Genomic DNA, 18,551 nt, shown 5'->3' with positions numbered 1-18,551 from the left:
AAAATGATGCAAAAGACAATCGATGCAAACCAAAGCCAGCAAACGAATCAAAGCCAGAAAGTTGCCGTTCTCGGTGCTTCCGGCTGGATTGGTAGTCATCTTGTGAATGAAGCCGTGTCCCGCGGGCACGAGGTAATCGCACTGGTGCGAGATGCTGAAAAATTCTCCACCGCAGGTGTTCAAGTACGCCAGTTCGATTTGCTGGATACCCAGGCGGATTTAGCTACCGCGGTACAAGGAGCGGATGTAGTGATTGCCGCGGTGGGTGGCCGTGCTGCCGGGAATCATGAGCTGGTTGCGCAAACGGCGCAGCGCCTGCTGACGACGTTGCCGGAAACGGGCGTGTCACGTCTGCTCTGGGTCGGTGGCGCGGGCTCGCTTGAAGTGGCGCCGGGCGTGACTTTGCTGAGTGGGCCTGAGTTTCCGGATGCGTATCGTGCGGAAGCCCAAGCGCAGGGCGAAGCGCTCGCGGTGTTTCGTCAGAGCGACAGCCCGATCGCCTGGACCTTTGTCAGCCCGGCTGCCGAAATCTTCCCGGGGGAACAACAAGCGCCGTATCGGGTGGGCGGCGAGCAATTGTTGACCGATGCCGACGGCAACAGTCGGATTTCGGTCAGTGATTATGCGGTTGCCATGGTTGATGAGCTGGAAGCTGAACAGTATCCGAACCAGCGTATTGGCGTGGCGTACTAACAGCGTGACCCCGGTCTTGCATGAGGTCGAGGTTGGTGGCTCGCTGCAGGTTGCGGCAAAAAAACGGACAGTGGTCACCCACTGTCCGTTTTTCTTTTTGGTTCAATCAGTTCGGGAATGGTGTCTACACCAATCCCAGCGTATGATTGATCTGCTCGATTTCATCGCGCCAGACTTGCTGAAGCTTGGGCTTCTGATGCTTAGCCTTGCGGGCCCGATCCTCGGTCAGCCAGGTTTCCAGCGTTACCAGCCGTTCAAGCAGCCGTTCGTCCTCGCGGATGACTGCCGCGCCGCCTGAAACTGGTCTCGATTCCCCGAAATCAGGGGCGGGGCGGACCGCATCGTCAGCGCCCGGTATTGCATTGTGGCCGGCGAGGCGCTCGTACAGTGGCACTAAATCGTGCCACTCTTCCAGCTTACCGTCATGTACCAGCCAGAACCGGTTGCAACTCTGCTCGATCAGGGCGCGATCGTGGCTGACCAACAGGCAGCCGCCCGCAAAAGTTTGCAGGGTTTCAGCCAGCTCTTCTTTGCCTTCCAAATCCAGGTGGTTGGTTGGCTCATCCAGAAACAGCAGGTGGTATTTCGCCAGGGTTAAGCCGACAAACAGCAGCCGGGAGCGCTCGCCGCCACTGAGGGTGGCAACCTGCTCCTGATGGCGGATATACGCAAAACCGGCGCTGATTAGCGCCATTTTTCGCAACTCATCGGTCAGCGGTGCGAACGGCCGCAGCGCATCCAGCAGGGTGTCCTGATCCTGTAGCTGCGCCAGGCGCTGGTCGTAGTAACCCAGCCTGAGCTGCGGATGGAAAGCCAGCTCAGGCGTTTGAATACGGCCTTTGCTGTCAGCCGTATCGGCGATAAGGTCCTGATAACGTTGCCACAGCAGGCGCAGCAGGGAAGACTTCCCGGCACCGTTACGGCCAAGAATCGCGACCCGATCCCCGCTTTTGAGCTGCTGGCTGATCACCTCAAACAGCGGTTCAGCCTCCGGGGCCGGCCGTACTTCAAGCGCTGTCATACTCAACAGGCGGTTCGCGGGCAGCGATTCCCCTTTCAGGGTCAGTTGCCATGGCGTCCCGGGCGTCAGCTGGGTTTGGCTGTCTTTCAGTCGGTCGACCCGTTTGTCCATCTGTTTGGCTTTGCGGGCCAGATCTTCGTTGTCGTAGACCTTGCCCCAGGTAGCCAACCGCTTGGCGCTTTTCTCCAGCCGGTTGATCTCCTTTTGCTCTGACAAGTGACGGTGTTCATCAGCCCGATCCTGCTCGGCAAGGGCTTGCCGGGCTTGCGAGCAAGGCAGACGGAAGAGCTGCAGCTGCTTGTCGCGCATGATCCAGGTGCAGTTGGTCACCCGGTCGAGCAGATACTGATCGTGGGAGACCAATACGAAGCTGCTTTTCCAGTGGATCAGGAATGTTTCCAGCCACAGCAGGGTCGGCAGATCCATATGGTTACTCGGCTCGTCGAGCAACAACAGATCCGGCTGGCGGATCAATGCCCGGGCTAACAGCAAACGGGTATGCTGGCCGCCGCTCAGGGTACCGGCGGTGAGCGACCAGTCCTGCTCGGTAAAGCCCATGTCTGCCAGCAGCACTTCTGCGCGCCAGCGCTCTGCCAGTCGCTCAGCAGGCGGCAAACGGTCAATCACCGCATCCAGCATCGTGACCTGATTCAACTCGGTAGGCAGGTGCTGCTCAACCCGTTCAATCAGGCAGTGGCCGGCACGGATTAGTTGACCGTGAAACTCACCGATGGTGCCATCCAGCAGTTTCAGCAGGGTACTTTTGCCGCAGCCGTTGTGGCCGATGAGGCCAATCCGATCGCCTTGATTTAGGGTGAAAGAAACCGCTTCAAGGAGAGAACCTGAAGTGACGTGATAAGAAATCGATTGTGCAGTTAGTAAAGTGCTCATGGCTTACTCAAGAATTGCGGGCACAGCGTTTCGGCTCAAAACATGAGAAGAAAAACCTGCGCCATCGTCAAACAAAGCTGACGACAACCCGGTAAGCGTGAGTGAAGATTACGCGTTGATGTTGATGGCTTCGCTCAAGCTTTGGTTATCGCAGCACGATATCGCAAAAACTTGAGTGGTTTCGAATACCAAAGAATTGTGCGAGATGGATTGCACACAAGATCATAAGTTTACCTCCTTTATTTTGTCAGTTAATCAATGTGTTGCATTGTAGGCGGGAATGAGAAAACTAACAACTGATTAACAGCGTGAGTTCGGCAATTGCGAGATAACCGTCATTTGTTGCTGAGAAGATTCGGGATTCGCCTGTTGCGGCGTTCTCAGGTTGGGTTTAGGGTAAACGGCGGTTTTCGGGGAGTAACAGATTGAATAACTTTGACTATAACCTGCTGCGGGTGCTGGAAGTGTTGCTTGAGGAGCAGAGCGTGACTGCGGCGGCAGCGCGGCTGCACCTGAGCCAGTCGGCGGTGAGCAAGCAACTGGCCAAACTGCGGGAGACCTTCAGCGATCCTTTGTTTGAGCGAACGGCACATGGCTTGCGGGCGACGCCGCGGGCCAAAGCGCTGGCACCGCAGTTGCGGGTGCTGTTGCAGCAGCTGGAACAGTTTACCCGGCCGAATGCGTTCGATCCGGCGCTCAGCCGCCGTGAGTTCCGGATTGATATGGTCGAGGCGGCGTACTCACTGACCTACCCCTGCTTTATGCCGGAACTCCTGGCGCAGGCCCCCAATCTTCGGCTCAGCAGTCAGATTTGGAGCCAGGACAGTCTGGAGAAGCTGCTTCGCTGCGACATTGATATGGCGATTTGTATTCGGGAGTGGGATGAGCGCTCACCGCTGCATGTCAGTCAGATCCCGCCGGAGCTCAATTATGTGGCACTGGTGCGGGATCATCCGATTTGCATCATGCGGGCGGATCATCCGCTATTTGAGGAGCCCTGGGGGCTTGAGACGTTTCTGAACTATCGCCATTTGCAGGTCAGCTTTGGCGGCGTCGAGCACTGGTTGCTGGACGACGTCCTGGCGCGCGAAAAACGTCAGCGGGATATTGCGGTGAATATGGCCGAATTTCACAGTGCGCTGCGGTTATGTGAAAGCAGCGATCTGATCATGAGCGCTCCGGCCAAATATGCCGCGACCATGATGGGGGATTTCAACGTGCGGAGCCTAGACGTCCCGGTTGACCTGGTCCCCGGGGCTTATGTGCTGATGTGGCACCAGCATTATGATTTGGACCCGAGCCACCGCTGGCTGCGCTCCCTGATGATCGATCAGGTCCATGCCCGGTACCCGGCGTAACTGGGGGGCACGGTGATAACGCGATGGTTTGCCCGCCTGTGTGCGTTAGCTGAGTTGGCTTATCGGTGCCTAAACGGCAGTGACCGTGATCGGGAAAGATTTGTCGGGGGTCAGGAGCGGCATCGCCGACGTGATATTGCCTTCCAGCCATTGCCAGGCATCTTTGGGATGAATCAGCGCCGGCATTCGGTCGTGGTATGGGCGACAGGTCTCATCCGGAGAGGTCGTCAACGTGACCAGCTCCGGCGTATCGCCGGGAAACCAGATCCCTGCCATATAAAACGGACGGTTCTCGGCATGGCCGAACAGGTATTTCTGTTTGCGCGGGCCGCCTTCTTCATGCCATTCATACCAGCCGCTGCACGGGATTAGGCAGCGATGGTTTTGCATCGCATGGTGAAACAGTTTCTTCTCATTCACGGTTTCGGCCCGGGCATTGATGATCTGTTTTTTCGCCCAGTCCGGTTTGATCCCCCAGCTCGCCTCTTGCTGTGCCAGTTGGCCCTGCTGATAAATAATGGTGGCGATTTGCTGGCTGGGGCGAATATCCGGGCTGGCTTGGGCACTGAAGGCACAGCCAATGTCGTCACGGACCATTTGATTGAAGGTATCGCCGGAAATACTGAATCGTCCACACATGGGGCGTTCCTCCTGGCTTGAATCGGTACGGCTGATCGCCGGTGAAAGTGCCGGGACAATCTTGCGCCAATATCAGCTATTTCAGTATGGGCACAGGCGGGAGCTGTGTAAAATTCGCGCGATCCCAGGCCCGCAGGCTCGGTGGCTTGCACAATTGCCAAGCCTGTGGCACGAAGGCAATTGTCTGGGTTGCATTGAGCCTATATGCTTGATTGGTAGCATCAATATCTGACTTGAAGGACTTTCCATGCAAGAGAATGAACTCCAGAGTGCCGTGAGTGAGCTGCTGGCCAGCGATCTCGACCCGACCACCCAGCAAGCGGTGATAGAACAATTTGAACAGGAAAAGTCGCCCACTGAGCTTGCTTTGTTGCTGGAGTCCTTGCCGCAGGAAGATCGTCTGGAAACCTGGAAACAGATTTCCGATGCGATGAAAGCGACGGTGCTGGTGGAAATGCGCCTTGATGCCAGCAAGACGATCATCGATTCGTTAGACGAGCCGAGCCTGTTAGCGCTCTTTACCGGCATTGATGCCGATACCTTGCTGGAGTTGCAGGACAATCTGCCGGATCACCTGATGGAAGAAGTGATCAAGCGGATGGACGAGGAACAACAGCAACGCTTCTCCACCGCGCAGCAATTCTCGGATGACGAAGTGGGTCACTGGTGTGATCACCAACCGCTGGTGGTGCCGGCGAAAACCAAGATTAAAGTGGTCCAGCGGCTGGTCCGGCGCATGATGCCGGCGCACAGTAATGCGATTTTCCTGGTGGATCAGCGCGGGAACTGGGAAGGTGCGGTGCGGTTCAACAAGTTGATTGGCGCTGATCCCCTGTTGCGGGTCTCAGAGCTGGCAGAGCCTGAGTTTCCGACCCTGAATGCTAAAGAGGATGTGTATGTCGCGGCAAATAAGGTGGCCAGTAGTGCGGAGTCGGCCCTGCCGGTGATCAGTGACGGGGGGATGCTGATTGGTCGCCTGGATATCGGCAGCGCCTATGAATTGCAGGCCGAACGGGCCGAGTCGCAAATCATGGCCACCGCGGGTCTGGATGAGGATGAAGATCTGTTCTCCAGCGTGCGCAGGAGTGCCAAGAACCGGGCTATCTGGCTGGGGATCAACCTGCTGACGGCTTTCCTGGCATCCTGGTTTATCGGTTTGTTTGAAGCCACGCTGCAACAGGTGGTGGCGCTGGCCGTCCTGATGCCGATTGTTGCCTCAATGGGCGGGATTGCAGGCAGCCAGACCCTGACGCTGATTGTGCGCGGTCTGGCCCTCGGGCAGATTTCACGGGCTAACCTCAAGCCGCTGCTGAGTAAAGAGATGAAGGTCGGCGCGCTGAACGGGGTGCTGTGGGCGATTATCATTGGTCTGGTGGCAGGATTCTGGTTTGACAGCCTGATGCTCGGCGGGGTAATTGGCATGGCAATTATTGCCAATATTATCTCTGCCGCGCTGGCCGGGGTGTTCGTGCCGGTGCTGCTGGATAAGCTGAAAATTGACCCGGCGCTGTCCGGCTCGGTGATCCTGACTACGGTGACTGATATTATCGGCTTTGTGGCCTTCCTTGGTCTGGGAACCTTGCTGCTGATCTAGGGGCGAGCCAGACAAGCCGACAAACATTCGTTCCAAGAGGTGGCCTGATGCCACCTCTTGTCGTTTTACTGCTCTTCCTGTGTTTTAAAGCATCTCGATGCTGATCTCATCGAAGCGATAGACCTTGCCGCCAAACTCGTCCCTAAAGCTGTTGGCATCGGCTTCACGGCTGAAGCTGGCCAGGGTTTTACCCATCGCGCCTTTTTGCTCTGATCCGATGACATACCAGGCCTCACGGGCATTCATGAAATATTCGTCCTGTGGTTTTTGCCACGGGGTTTTGCTCATGTCATGGACATAGATTTCTTGCACCTGGCGCTGGTTATCCGGTTGCAAAATATAGCTGAACAAGTCCCGGGTGGAGCAGAACTTATTCACCGATGTGGCGGATTTACTGTAGTTTTCGCCTTTCGGACCGGGAAAGCGGCTGATGATCATCCCGCACAGGTGGCATTCATCGGCCTGCTCGATGGCCGCGGCCTGACGCACCATGGCTTGTTGTTCGGTGTTCTGATCACTGCAAGCAACGCCCAGGCTCAGGAGAAGCGCCATGGCGAGGGACTGGAGAGAAAACAGAGATTGGAGAGAAAACAAAGTACGCATAAGTCATCCTTAGTCGTTGGCCTAACCAGGCCAGTCAGCATTTAGAGTTTTTTGTGATGGAAGATCAGCGCCGCCAGCGCCAGCGGCGCCAGGATCCAGCCAAGCATGATGAGAAGGAGCTGGGTCAGGGACTGGCTTTGATCGAGGGCGACAGCCAGCACGCCGTTGACATCTCCGGTATCCAGCGCGCTCAGATTGATCAGCCGGAACAGGTCAGCCGGGTTGAACCACATCAGTTGCGTCAGGAACGATTGGCTGAGACCTTCTTCAATGCCGATGAGTAGTGCCAGTAGCGCCAGGTCAAACACCAACACAAAGAAGAACCACAGCAGCAGGGCGATCCCCGCCGCTTTCGATTTTTCAGACACCGACAGGCTGATCACATACGCGATGGCGATGAAACACAGGCCCAGCAATATCGCGGAGAGGATAAACAAGCCAAACGCCGGCAACACCTCGCTGGCACCGGTCTGAAGAGTCATCAGGATGGCGGCACTGCCAAAACCCAGGCTGGTTGCCAGTCCGATTATGGTGCCCTGGCCGAGGAACTTGCCGAGCAGGAGTTGCCGGTGACTGAGGGGATAGGTCATCAGAAGCAGCAGGGTGCCGGACTCCTGCTCGCCGACGAAGCTGTCGTAGCTCAGCAGCAGGGCAATCAGCGGGATCAGAAATACCGCCAGGCTGGATAAGCTGGCGATGGTGGACGAGAGCGAGGCAACGCCAAGCTGACCGGACGCGGCGGAGCCGTAGTAGCTGAGTCCGAGCGACAGGACGGCAAAGATGAAGGTGATCGAGAGCAGCCAGCGGTTGCGCAAACCATCCTGAAATTCTTTGAGGGCAACGGCAAATAGGGCGTTCATGAGGCAACCTCCGGTGGGGTCAGCGGACGGCCAGCAGTGTCTGGCTGCGGGGCTGAAGACGCGACGGCATGTTGAAGCGGCGTGTCGTTCTGGTTGAGGTAATACTGATAGAGCTGCTCCAGGCTGGGGGGCTCTAAGTGGAGATCCTGCAGTTGCGGATCGCCCAGCAGCTGGCGGAGCACGGTGATTTTTTGTGCTTCAGGGATCTGTAACTGCTCTGGGCCCGTTTGCCATTGGGCAAGTTCGGGGGCGTTGGTGAGGATTGCAGCCAGAGCGGGGACACGCAGAGTCGCCGGGAGGTTCGCAGCCTCACGCAATTGAGCCAGGGTACCGATGGCTTTTTGTCGTCCGCCGGCCAGGATCATCGCCCGATCGATATGCTGCTCAACGCCGGGCAGGACATGGGAGCAGAGAATCACGCTGGTCCCGTTGGACTTGAGCTGATCGACCCGCTGGTAAAAGTCCTGGGTAGCGATGGGATCCAGCCCGACGGTCGGCTCATCAAGCAACAGCAGTTTCGGATCGCCGAGAAAAGCCTGTGCCAGCCCGAGCCGCTGACGCATGCCTTTGGAGTAGTGCTTGACTTGCCGCTTCAGGGCATGGGTGAGACCGACCTGCGCCAGCAGAGCCAGGACATCTTTTTTGCCCACTTGCTTGAGCCGGGCAAAGTAAGTGAGCACTTCCAGGCCGGTCAACTGATCATAGAAACTGACATTCTCCGGCAGGTAGCCGATTTGTCGGCGGCTTTGCCAGGCCTGTCGCGATTGCGGGTCGACGCCGAAAATACGCACGGTCCCGCTGCTGGCCGGGATCACGCCCAGCACGATTTTCATGAGGGTGGTTTTACCGGCCCCGTTATGGCCGAACAGGCCCAGGACTTCTCCGGCTTGCAGCTCAAGGTCAACGGCTTGCAGCGCGTCAAACTGTTGATAGCGTTTGCCCGTCTGGCTGAGTGAAATAATCGGTGTGGTTGCGGTCATAGGATTACCCCGATGTCGGCTGCGTCGCCGGTTGTCGCTGTGTATGGGCCGATGCTGGCTGTGTTTGGGTGAAAGGGCGCATCAGCGGAAAGCTGTCTTTGACTCCGGCAGGCTTGAGTACCGGGAACTGTTTCTGGATCCAACGCAGCATCAGGATGGCCGGACTGTCGAGCAGCACCTTGGCTTCCGGATACTGCCAGACCAGCTTGTCGATGCCGTCATTGGGCTCGAACGGTGTGTCTCCGCGACCATCATGGTTGAGATCCCAGCCGAGATAGTTGCTCCAGAAATTGCCGATGCCGTCCTGGCTCCACTCCTGCTTCCTGTTAGAGACATATTTCACCTGAACCGGGTTGTTGAGAAAGGTGTTACCAAACACTTTGACATTTTCCGAACCGGCGGTGAGGTGGATGCCGATCTCTGCGGTGTCGATGGTGTTGTAACTGAAGGTGTTGTAGCCCGAGTTGTACACGAACAACCCTTTGCCTTCCCGGCCGTTGACCTTGTGCTCCGGCTTGGTCCAGACGTTTTGAATCCGGTTGTGGCTGATCGTCGAGTAGGTAATGAAATTCATCAGAAAACCGTAATCCTCGCTGTCACGGGTTTCGTTGCCGACCACGGTCAGCTGGCGGGAGCTCATCAGGGCATACCCGGCCCGGGTGCGGTAAGCCAGATTGTTCTCAACCCGGTTACTGTGGGAGTACATGTAGTGAATGCCGTAGCGAAGGTCATGCATCGTATTGTTTTTCAATACATTGTTCTGGCTGGCAATGATGTAGAGGCCATCACGGGTATGGCTGACAATATTGTTGCTCACTTCGGCGTGCTGCACTTGGGACAATTGGATCCCGTTGCCGCGATCGGCTGAGCGCAGCTGCGGGTTGCCGGTGACGGTATTGCCTTCGACCTGGAGGTGCTGGCCGCCCTGGAGCCAGATCCCGAAGCCGTCTCCCTTGAGGGTATTGTTGCGGATCACCAGATGGCTGGCCGCTTGGTCAGCATAAATGCCGGCATGCTGCGCAGTCAGATCGCCCCCCCAGTTGGTGATGGTCAGATCTTCAATTTGAATATGCTCGCTTTGCAGCTGCAAGGCGTGCCCTTGTCCGCCAGCATTGATTGCCGCGCCCGGCGTGCCTTGCAGGGTCACGGCGTGGCGGATGACAAAGTTACCGGGATATTCACCGGCAGCCAGGGTGATCACATCGCCATCGGCTGCGGTGTCGAGGATCTGCTGCAGGTTATCGGTCACCGAGACCCGAATCGTCTCGGCCAGCGCAATCGGCTGGAGACACAGCAGCATCAGCAAAGCTGTTATCGTTTTGATCATCACTGTCTCTTTGGTCGTGATTTGGGTCCGCAAGATATCGTTTATTAGGCCGATGAAGCGCCATCACTGAGTGATGGCGCTTGGCTGCGAGCGCCTTGTTGTGGGCGCTTGGTGACGGGGCCTAGGCCTCAACCAGCATCCGGCCGCGCATCTCCATGTGCAGGGCATGGCAGAACCAGTTGCAGTAGTACCATTGCACGCCCGGCTTATCGGCGATGAAGGTGATCGATGCGGTGGCCTGCGGCCCGATCTCCATCTGGACCCCGTGGTTGGTCATACAGAAGCCGTGGGTAACGTCTTCGACCATGTCCAGGTTGGTGACCACCATGGTGACTTCATCCCCGAGCTTGACCTTGAATTCGGTCAGGCCGAAGTTAGGCGCAACGGAGGTCATGTAGACTCGTACCTTGTTGCCATCGCGGATCACCTTGTTCTGGGTCATCACGTCCACGCCGTCTTTTTTCGCCATCGCCAGGGTTTCGGCGAACATCGGATCGTCCCGGGTCCACAGCTTTTGCGGTTTAACGACACTGCGGTGGACAATCATGCAGTCGTGGGGTTCGGCGAACGTCGGGCCGTCATGGACCAGCTTCATTTCATCGCCGGAAATATCGATCAACTGATCGTTCTCCGGGCGTAGCGGGCCGACCGGCAGGAAGCGGTCTTTGGAGAACTTACACAGTGAGACCAGCCATTTGCCGTCGGCATCACGGGTTTCACCCTGGGAGGTGTGGTTGTGGCCGGGCTGGTAGTGGACATCCAGCTTCTGGCGCAGGTAATTCACCTTCTCGCCGTTGTAGGCTTTGATTGCATCTTCGACATTCCATTTCGCAATCTGGCTGTCGAGGAACAGGGTGGTGTAGGCATTGCCGCGGTTATCAAAGGCGGTGTGCAGCGGCCCCAGTCCGAGCTCCGGCTCGGCGACAATGGCATCGCGTGGCTGGATCTTGTCGTTGAACAGGTCGTCGAGTTTGTCGATGCCGATCACTGAAACCGTCGGGGACAACTTGCCGTTGGCGACGAAGTATTTCCCGCCCGGAGAAGTGTTCAGGCCGTGGGGCGATTTCGGAACCGGGATATAGCGGGTGAGGTCGGAGCCCTTGCGGCCGTCCAGCACCGGGATATCGTTGCCGTTGTAGGTTTTATACTTGCCTGCTTTGAGGGCGGCTTCACAGCGCGGCAGGTTAAACACCACCACGTGGTCGCGCTCGGCGGTGATCATCTCGCCCAGGTTCATCCCCATCTCAGAGTTATAACAGGTGGAGGCGAAGTATTTGCCGTCGTAGTCGGCATCCGTATTGTCGAGGTTGCCGTCGACCATTACCTGGAATGCGACTTCCATTTTCTCGGCATCAATGACGTTGAACAGCGAGCGGTAGGTGCTGACATCTTCCAGGCTGGCTTTGCCATCGTTGTTCATCGGGATCTCGAACTCGCCGTTACAGACGACGTACTTGGTTTCCGGCACCTTCTGTACCCGCAGCCCGTGGATCGCCTGCACATTCGGTATGGTCAGCATTTTGTCTGTTTTCATGACATTACAGCGGATCCGGGCCACCCGGCTGTTGGCTTTGTCGTTGATGAACACGTATTTGCCGTTATAGCGGCCGTCCGTCATGCTCATATGCGGGTGGTGCGAATCGCCGACCAGAATGTTGGCGCTGTCGCCTTTAATCCGCTTACTTTCATTGGTGAGCCCCCAGCCGGTGGCACTGTCGGTGTTGAACACCGGGATGCGCATCAGCTCCCGCATGGAAGGCAGGCCGAGGATCCGGACTTCGCCGGAGTGACCGCCACTCCAGAAACCGTAGTACTCATCCATATCCCCCGGGTGAACAAACGGGGTATTGCTGGCTTCTTTGGCTTTGGCCTGCGCCATGGACGCAAACATGGCTGCGGACATCGGGGCAACGGCGGCCCCCAGGCCGATCGCCGCCGTTTTGCCGAAGAATTTACGCCGTGATTCGTTTTGTGGGGCGTCTGGGGTCGAGGTCAGATCATTGCTTTTGTTGTCACTCATGGGTGGTTCTCCATACCGTTCACATCGACACAATTGTGTTCTGGAATCGTTGTTATTGGGGCTGCGCAATATCGCGCTGTGTTGTTATTCGGTGACGCTGATCGGGATGTCTTGTGATGTATCCCGGCGTTTCTTGCGCGCCAGCTTTTTCAGTGGCGGGCATTTGGTTTCGTTGTAGTAGGTGATCTGGCAATCCAGGCAGTAATGGCACTCGCGCATATTGATGGTGCCATCCGGGTGAATGGCCTGGATCTCGCACTCTTTGGCGCAGGTTTTACAGGGCTGGCCGCATTCGGGACGGCGTTTGAGCCAGCTGAACAGCCGGGCACCGCTCGATACCGATAGTGCTGCGCCCAGCGGGCAGAGATAGCGGCAGAAGGTTTTGCGCTGAAACAGATTGAGGATCAGCAGGAATCCCGCCCAGGCGATAAACGGCCATTCCCGATCGAATTTGAGTAAAAAGGTGGTTTTAAAAGGTTCGACTTCAGCGAACTGCTCGGCCAGGGCCAGGGAGTCCAGCGAGAGGCCGAACAAGCCCAGCAGAATGAGGTACTTGATCGCCCACAGACGCTCATGGACTGCGAACGGCAGCTCATATTGCGGGATTTTCACGTAGCGCGCGGCGACATTGATCAGTTCTTGCAGGGCGCCGAACGGGCAGAGCCAGCCGCAATAGACGGCGCGTCCCCACAGCAGCAGGATCACCGCGGCGGCACTCCAGAGGGTGAAAATGATCGGGTCGAGTAGGAACAGATCCCAGGAGAACTCTGACATCAGGGCATGCAAAAAGGTAAAGACGTTGACGACGGAGAGCTGTCCGCCCCACGACCAGCCGATGAAGACCACGGTGATCACTAAAAATACATGACGCAGGTTGTGCATGAATTTGGGGTGGCGCACCAGCAGATCCTGGAAAAAGAGGATCAGCAGCAGTGTCAGCAGCAGGGTCGCCAGGATGATGACTTCCAGTTGGCGCTCTTGCCACACCTGCTCGGTGAGCGACAATTCCGGCTCGGGAACAATCGCTGGTGGGGTATCAACGTAGTGATCCGGGATGTCGTAATTAGCGCGGAAGCTGGAAAAAATACTGTCGATCGGCCCGGTCTGGCGGCGTACCAGCAGCTCCAACTGCCAGTCGGCACCGGGATCAAAATCATGATGGGCCTGAATGCGAAAGACAGACATCTCCTGAAACGCAGGTGCGCCCGGAATATAGAGGTCGGTGATGCGGTGATGGTCGAGATCGCGAAAATCGATTTCCCCCTCGTGCTGGTGGACCTGGATCCGGTCGAAAATGCCGCCGCGCACATAGCCGGAGCCTTTGAACGAATAACCATTGCCTAGCACGACCACCAGGTGCTCCCCCGATTTGAGGGTCGACATCAGCCACTGGTAATCCGCATCGCCAAACAGGTTGCGACCAATGGTCGGGACATCGGCCAGTGCGTAATACAACTCGGCAAACATTGTCTGCTCTTCTCCGGCCGGTGCCGTGTCGACTTGCTCGGCTTCGGTGCCGATAAAGGCCTGATCCACAGTTTCTCGGGTCAGAAAGAGTTTGCGGATCGAGCCGTCCCCGGTGAGCTGCTGCCAGGTTGCCGGCTCAAACTGCTCCTGAATCACGGTTGAGGGCGGTTGGATAATGCCTTGTTCGGTTTCAATGATCCCCAGTGATTGCGCGGCTTTGGTGGCAGCCTTGGTCAGCGCGGCATTCATCACTTTGACCGTCACGGTCGCGCCGGACAGCCCATCGATAGCGACGTAGCCGGGCTCTGTGTTGCCGCCCACTTTGATCCGGTCAGACACGGATAAACCCAAATACTGCTCGGCAAAGGTGGTCAGTTTGTGCTCCGGGATCCCGGCCAGAATAATCGGCTCATGGTGTTCCAGCACCTGGGCGTTCAGGTATTGCCCTTGTGGGTCGATGACAACCAGCATGTTGACCGGCTCGCCGGAGTAGGCTGGGATCGGGGTGATATCGTTGGTCTCAAAGGCATAGCCAAGGATCGTTTGCGCTTGATAAATCTCGCGGATCAGCGGCTCACCGGTTTTGTCAGTGATCCGGGTTGCTTGTGGAAAGGTCGCTTTGATCAACGGCAGCGGATCCTTCGGCGGGCTGACAAACAGGGCGCTGGCCGGAGAGATCCCGCCAATCCAAAGAAAAGCTGCAAGGATGAGCTGTATTGCGGTTGCGCTGACTCGATTGAACCTGGACACCATTCACTCCCTGACCAAGATCGGCCCTGATGATTTTTAAGTTGTATTCTATTTACAACTTTATGGTCGGATATGATTGAGATCAATTTAGTTACAACTGGTTACATATCTCGGCTCAAACTGAGAGATCGGTAGATAATCGCTTGGGCGATATGGTCGGGGGATCGGTTGTGGGTCTGGAATTCGCGCGCGGATAAAAAAACCGCCTTCGGGAAGGCGGCTGTTGGGGATGTGCTGGCTTGAGGATGCGTTGTATTAGGGGCTCGTCGGCTTAAACGACCTGCTGAGGCTGCATCACCATTTTTTCTTTGTTCTGGAAGTGATGGCAGTACAGGCCCATGAAATCTTCCCGGATCAGCTGTTCAATTTCCGCGGCGCGGTTGGTCGGACAAAACAGCATAAAATGCACCAGTTGTTCGCCGGTATCGGTGTTGGTGATATGAATGTGCGCCTCTGCACCCGGTAAGTCGACCCCGGCGTGCCGTTCAATCACATGGTTGTACCGCTTGGCCACTTCGGCAAAATCTTCGCAATGCTCGTCGATTTTCGCCAGCATGATCGGCACCAGAGGAAACAGATTCACCGTTTCGCGGATCGTGATTGAAAAATGATGATACACATAGCGCTTCATAAAGTTCAGGTTCTTCACCGGGATGCTGAAAAACATGCTGTTCGGCAGGGTGACGGTCTTCCCGGTATAGTGATAGTTGCCGTGATGGATATCGACTTCCTGGATCACGGTGGCCATCAGGTTGTGCTCAATCACTTCGCCGCACAGCGAGCCGACTTCAATCCAGTCGCCAATCTGGAACGAGCGCGAGCTGGCGCGCTGGATAGAGCCGGTAAAGCAAAGAATAATCTCTTTCGATGCGACCACCACCGCCACGGCAATGGCCGTCAGCGACAGGGCAAACTTGCTGATCTCCGATTGCCAGAGGATGAACATCAACAGTAGCAACACCGTAAACGTGCCGTTTTTGGTGCGCGAAATCCATTTACGCTGATCATCGCTGAGGAAATTATCGTCTCCCCGGATCTGCGAGATCGTCAAGCGTCTCAGCAGCAGCATGATGCTGAATAGCAGGGCGCTGAACAGCAGTTTGTGCTGCAGCAGGTAGTCGGCGATTAAATTAAAATATTCCACATTCATGTTCAGTTTCTTTCGGATTTGTTCGCGCTTAGCCAGCGCAGGTGAGACAGGGACAGCAGCTAAGCAGTTCTGGTGTCATTCTCGACATAAAGGCTGAAAATTCTCCATGATGTTTGGCAGGAAGTAAATATCGCCGGAAAGATTATTTTCAGCTGAAATGGCGATCCTGGAGCATTGTTGCATGTATTTGAATTTCCTGTTCTATACTCCATAAATCATCGGTTCGGCGAGCGAGTCGGGCAGCAGGGTCGGGGGAGATTGGGGACAAACTGTACGCTCATCTTGCCGGTTCGTGACGCAAGGGTTGACTGACCCGACAAAAGCCGGATCGGAGTGGATGATTTTTTGATGTTGCATATGGTCGGGGATGCCCCGGATATGGCAACCTACAGCCTTGGTTCGCCGCTGTTGCGGACCAGCTATCTGGCACAAAGATGTGCCGCCGGGCAGATAATTATAAATCGTGTGGAAGTGAAGCGCAGGGGCCCACCTGTGCGAAAGAAGGACTCAATGTGATCCGTTTTATTCAATTACTCGTCGCCTTGTCGATCCTGGGTGGCGTTGGCTTTTTCATCTTGCAGGGGGCGCCGGATCCCCACGAGAATGAGCCGAAGTATCAATTCCTGGCTTCGAAATACCGCCCGGAATCGGAAGAGCATCGGAATCTGTATCTTCACCATGCCAGTTTGCAGGACATTCCGATGCCGGTCGGGAGCTGGGAGGCATTTGCGGGGCCGGGACGTCATTTCCTGTTGAAGGTGAATGAGAAAGGCGGCTTTGTGATGTCGATTAACCCCAATGCCAACGATCATTCAGAAGGGGCGATCACCGGGATCCTGAAAATCACCGGTCAGGCATTTAAAGCCCACCATGTGGTCGGTTCGGCCAAGCAGGTGATACCGAAAAGCGGCCACATCATTGTGAAAGACTACTCGGACAGCGAATATCAGGTGATCCACCCGCAGACCATGGAAGTGCTCCACTTCAAGCCGGTCTCCGGCTAAGCTCTGTCCCCTGAGCCCTGATCTTGCGCCAGTGCGTTAACTTGCCAGGGCAATGAGATGGATCAGGGCGACAATCCCGGTCAGCCGGTTTCGCATGGGTTGGTAATCGGCAGGTTGGCCTTCCTTTTCGATTTGGCGAATCTTCATTTCGGCAAACCACACTGCAACAAAACCGAACAAAAGCAACAAGACCGACAGCGCAAAGTGTTCGGGTGCGCGCAGCAGTACCCCCCAGGCGATCAGCGAGAACAGAATACTCAGGATCAGGGCATTGCGGCTGAGTTGATGCCGGATATGGTCAATGGCATTGCCCCATAGTATCCCGGCAAGAAAACTTAAAATCACCGCACTATAGGCAATGAACAGTTGCTGCGGCGGGATATCGAATAACCGGGTGTCGGTCCAGAGGCAAATCAGGCTGATGATGAAAGGCAGTAACCCTAAGTAGGCGAGCCGGGTCATGAGGTTCGTGACGGGTTGTTCCATAAAATACTCCTGATAGCTGAGATTGAAGACGTCTTTCCTTTTTATTAATCGGTTACTTTTTGTAATTCGACTAATTTTTGCAATTCAACTACTTGCTGCGATTCAACGGGCCGTAAAGATCCATCCGGCGATGACGCAGGTTGGTGACCGAGCCTGCTTTATTGAGATATTTGAGTTTATCCAAGTCGACATCGGCAAAAATGATCATTTCCGTATTCGGGCTGGCTTCCGTGATGGTGGCATCATGGGGGAAATAGATGTCGGAAGGTGAGAACACCGCAGATTGGGCATACTGAATATCGACGTTATCCACCCGCGGCAGGTTACCGACACTGCCGCCAATCGCCACATAGCACTCATTTTCAATCGCCCGCGCCTGGGCACACAGCCGGACGCGCAGGTAACCATTTTTGGTATCGGTCCAGAAGGGGACAAACAGGATCTGCATGCCTTGCTCGGCCATCATGCGTCCGAGTTCCGGGAACTCGACGTCATAGCAAATCAAAATGCCGATCCGCCCGGCATCGGTGTTGAATACCTTGATTTTCTCGCCGCCGTCAATTACCCAGTCGCGCTGTTCATGAGGGGTGATATGGATTTTATACTGCTCATCGATACAGCCGTCTCGGTGCAGCAGGTAGGAGACATTGTACAATCGGTCGTTTTCCAGGATCGGCAGACTGCCGGCAATAATATTGGTGTTATGGGTGACGGCCATCTGCGAAAAGCGCTGTTTGATATCTTCGGTAAACTCACTCAGAAACCGAATGGCTTCAACCGAATTTAACCCGGTTTTCAAACCCATGAGGGGCGCGTTGAAGAACTCAGGAAACAACACGAAATCGGCCTGATAATTGGACAGTGAGGTGACGAAGAATTCGGCCTGATCCATTAAATCTTCCAGGGAAAGCATCGGACGCATCTGCCATTGGACGATCCCCAGCCGGACTAAGCTTTTCTCCGATTCCAGCAACGGGACCTCTTCTTCATAAAACACGTTATCCCATTCCAACAGGGTCGCGTAGCCACAGGATTTATCATCTTCCGGCAGATAGTTTTTCATGATCCGTTTGACGTCAAAACCGTTCGAGAGCTGGAACGAGAGGATGGGATCATGGATCTCTCTGCGTTTGACTTTCTCGATATATTCCAGCACGGACAACTTGTTGGCGACGGCGTGATAACCGGGGATCCGGCCACCGGCCAGAATGGCCTTGAAGTTTTGATTGCGGCAGACCTCTTTGCGGGCTTCGTAGAGCCGACGCCCGAGGCGCAGGCCGCGATAGTCGGGATGGACAAACACATCGAGGCCGTACATGGCATCTCCGCTGGCCTGGTTCTGGATGACATTTTGCTCATTAACGATATCGGCGTAGGTGTGGCTGAGGGAGAGCCGGTTGTAGTCGACTTTAATCGTCAACGCGGCGCCAACAATTTTACCGCTGTCTTCAATACAAATCTGGCCTTCGGGAAACTGGTGGATTAAATCCATAATGGTCATTCGTGGCCAGGCGCCGCCCACATCGTAAAACACCAAATCCATCAGGGCCGCCAGCTCATCGTAATCGCCGGGTTCGATATTGCGAAGGTTCAACAGGGGCGTATTGTTCTCCATGTTTTTTCCTTGTAATTCGGTGGGGTTACGGCCTGCCAATACGGTAAGTATATACGGCTTGTGGGGTGACAGATGGACAGCCTGAGTCTCAGG

General features: G+C 55.8%; 15 protein-coding genes. 4 read left to right on the top strand and 11 right to left on the bottom strand.

Annotated elements, in window-relative coordinates:
* The first annotated feature begins 6 nt into the window (after positions 1-6).
* The gene (locus VV869_RS05580; protein WP_337734190.1) at positions 7-693 is read left to right on the top strand and encodes an NAD(P)-dependent oxidoreductase; all 687 of its coding nucleotides are present in this window, start codon (positions 7-9) and stop codon (positions 691-693) included.
* Between the two features lie 124 nt (positions 694-817).
* On the opposite strand, the gene VV869_RS05575 is transcribed toward VV869_RS05580, so the two are convergent.
* A complete protein-coding gene (locus tag VV869_RS05575; protein ID WP_337733990.1) occupies positions 818-2,605 on the bottom strand; it encodes an ABC-F family ATP-binding cassette domain-containing protein in 1,788 nt (595 codons plus the stop codon).
* 425 nt (positions 2,606-3,030) lie between these two features.
* Here VV869_RS05575 and VV869_RS05570 point away from each other — a divergent pair, with 425 nt between their 5' ends.
* A complete protein-coding gene (locus VV869_RS05570; RefSeq protein WP_337733989.1) occupies positions 3,031-3,963 on the top strand; it encodes a LysR family transcriptional regulator in 933 nt (310 codons plus the stop codon).
* A gap of 69 nt (positions 3,964-4,032) precedes the next feature.
* Here VV869_RS05570 and VV869_RS05565 read toward each other — a convergent pair whose 3' ends face one another.
* Entirely contained in the window at positions 4,033-4,602 is a 570-nt protein-coding gene (locus tag VV869_RS05565) for an SOS response-associated peptidase (protein WP_337733988.1), read from the bottom strand.
* 247 nt (positions 4,603-4,849) lie between these two features.
* Between VV869_RS05565 and VV869_RS05560 the strand changes: the two genes are divergently transcribed.
* Positions 4,850-6,196: a magnesium transporter gene (locus tag VV869_RS05560; protein ID WP_337733987.1), complete on the top strand. Its 1,347-nt coding sequence runs from the start codon at positions 4,850-4,852 to the stop codon at positions 6,194-6,196.
* Between the two features lie 84 nt (positions 6,197-6,280).
* On the opposite strand, the gene VV869_RS05555 is transcribed toward VV869_RS05560, so the two are convergent.
* From VV869_RS05555 to VV869_RS05525, 7 genes are all read right to left on the bottom strand, one after another.
* The gene (locus VV869_RS05555) at positions 6,281-6,799 is read right to left on the bottom strand and encodes a nitrous oxide reductase accessory protein NosL (RefSeq protein ID WP_337733986.1); all 519 of its coding nucleotides are present in this window, start codon (positions 6,797-6,799) and stop codon (positions 6,281-6,283) included.
* 41 nt (positions 6,800-6,840) lie between these two features.
* Positions 6,841-7,659 (bottom strand): ABC transporter permease, encoded by an 819-nt coding sequence (locus VV869_RS05550; protein ID WP_337733985.1) that lies wholly within the window; start codon positions 7,657-7,659, stop codon positions 6,841-6,843.
* Positions 7,656-8,639, bottom strand: coding sequence for an ABC transporter ATP-binding protein (locus VV869_RS05545; RefSeq protein ID WP_337733984.1), 984 nt, complete (start codon positions 8,637-8,639; stop codon positions 7,656-7,658). The genes VV869_RS05550 and VV869_RS05545 overlap by 4 nt, the downstream gene beginning before the upstream one ends.
* Positions 8,640-8,643: 4 nt before the next feature.
* Positions 8,644-9,966, bottom strand: a complete 1,323-nt coding sequence (locus VV869_RS05540; RefSeq protein WP_337733983.1) for a nitrous oxide reductase family maturation protein NosD — start codon at positions 9,964-9,966, stop codon at positions 8,644-8,646.
* Between the two features lie 121 nt (positions 9,967-10,087).
* Positions 10,088-11,986: a TAT-dependent nitrous-oxide reductase gene (nosZ, locus tag VV869_RS05535; protein WP_337733982.1), complete on the bottom strand. Its 1,899-nt coding sequence runs from the start codon at positions 11,984-11,986 to the stop codon at positions 10,088-10,090.
* Between the two features lie 84 nt (positions 11,987-12,070).
* Positions 12,071-14,206 (bottom strand): transcriptional regulator NosR, encoded by a 2,136-nt coding sequence (nosR, locus tag VV869_RS05530; RefSeq protein WP_337733981.1) that lies wholly within the window; start codon positions 14,204-14,206, stop codon positions 12,071-12,073.
* Positions 14,207-14,474: 268 nt separating this feature from the next.
* Positions 14,475-15,347: a mechanosensitive ion channel family protein gene (locus VV869_RS05525; protein ID WP_443147296.1), complete on the bottom strand. Its 873-nt coding sequence runs from the start codon at positions 15,345-15,347 to the stop codon at positions 14,475-14,477.
* Positions 15,348-15,865: 518 nt separating this feature from the next.
* Here VV869_RS05525 and VV869_RS05520 point away from each other — a divergent pair.
* Complete coding sequence (locus tag VV869_RS05520) at positions 15,866-16,357, top strand: hypothetical protein (protein WP_337733979.1); 492 nt, start codon at positions 15,866-15,868, stop codon at positions 16,355-16,357.
* 36 nt (positions 16,358-16,393) lie between these two features.
* On the opposite strand, the gene VV869_RS05515 is transcribed toward VV869_RS05520, so the two are convergent.
* Positions 16,394-16,843, bottom strand: a complete 450-nt coding sequence (locus VV869_RS05515) for a DUF3429 domain-containing protein (RefSeq protein WP_337733978.1) — start codon at positions 16,841-16,843, stop codon at positions 16,394-16,396.
* A gap of 88 nt (positions 16,844-16,931) precedes the next feature.
* Complete coding sequence (locus VV869_RS05510) at positions 16,932-18,458, bottom strand: bifunctional GNAT family N-acetyltransferase/carbon-nitrogen hydrolase family protein (protein ID WP_337733977.1); 1,527 nt, start codon at positions 18,456-18,458, stop codon at positions 16,932-16,934.
* Positions 18,459-18,551: the final 93 nt, after the last annotated feature.

Origin of the sequence: Photobacterium sp. MCCC 1A19761 (assembly GCF_037389125.1) — a bacterium.
GTDB lineage: Bacteria > Pseudomonadota > Gammaproteobacteria > Enterobacterales > Vibrionaceae > Photobacterium.
The sequence above is the reverse complement of the archived record's forward strand: the minus strand, read 5'-3'. Positions and strand labels throughout refer to the sequence as shown.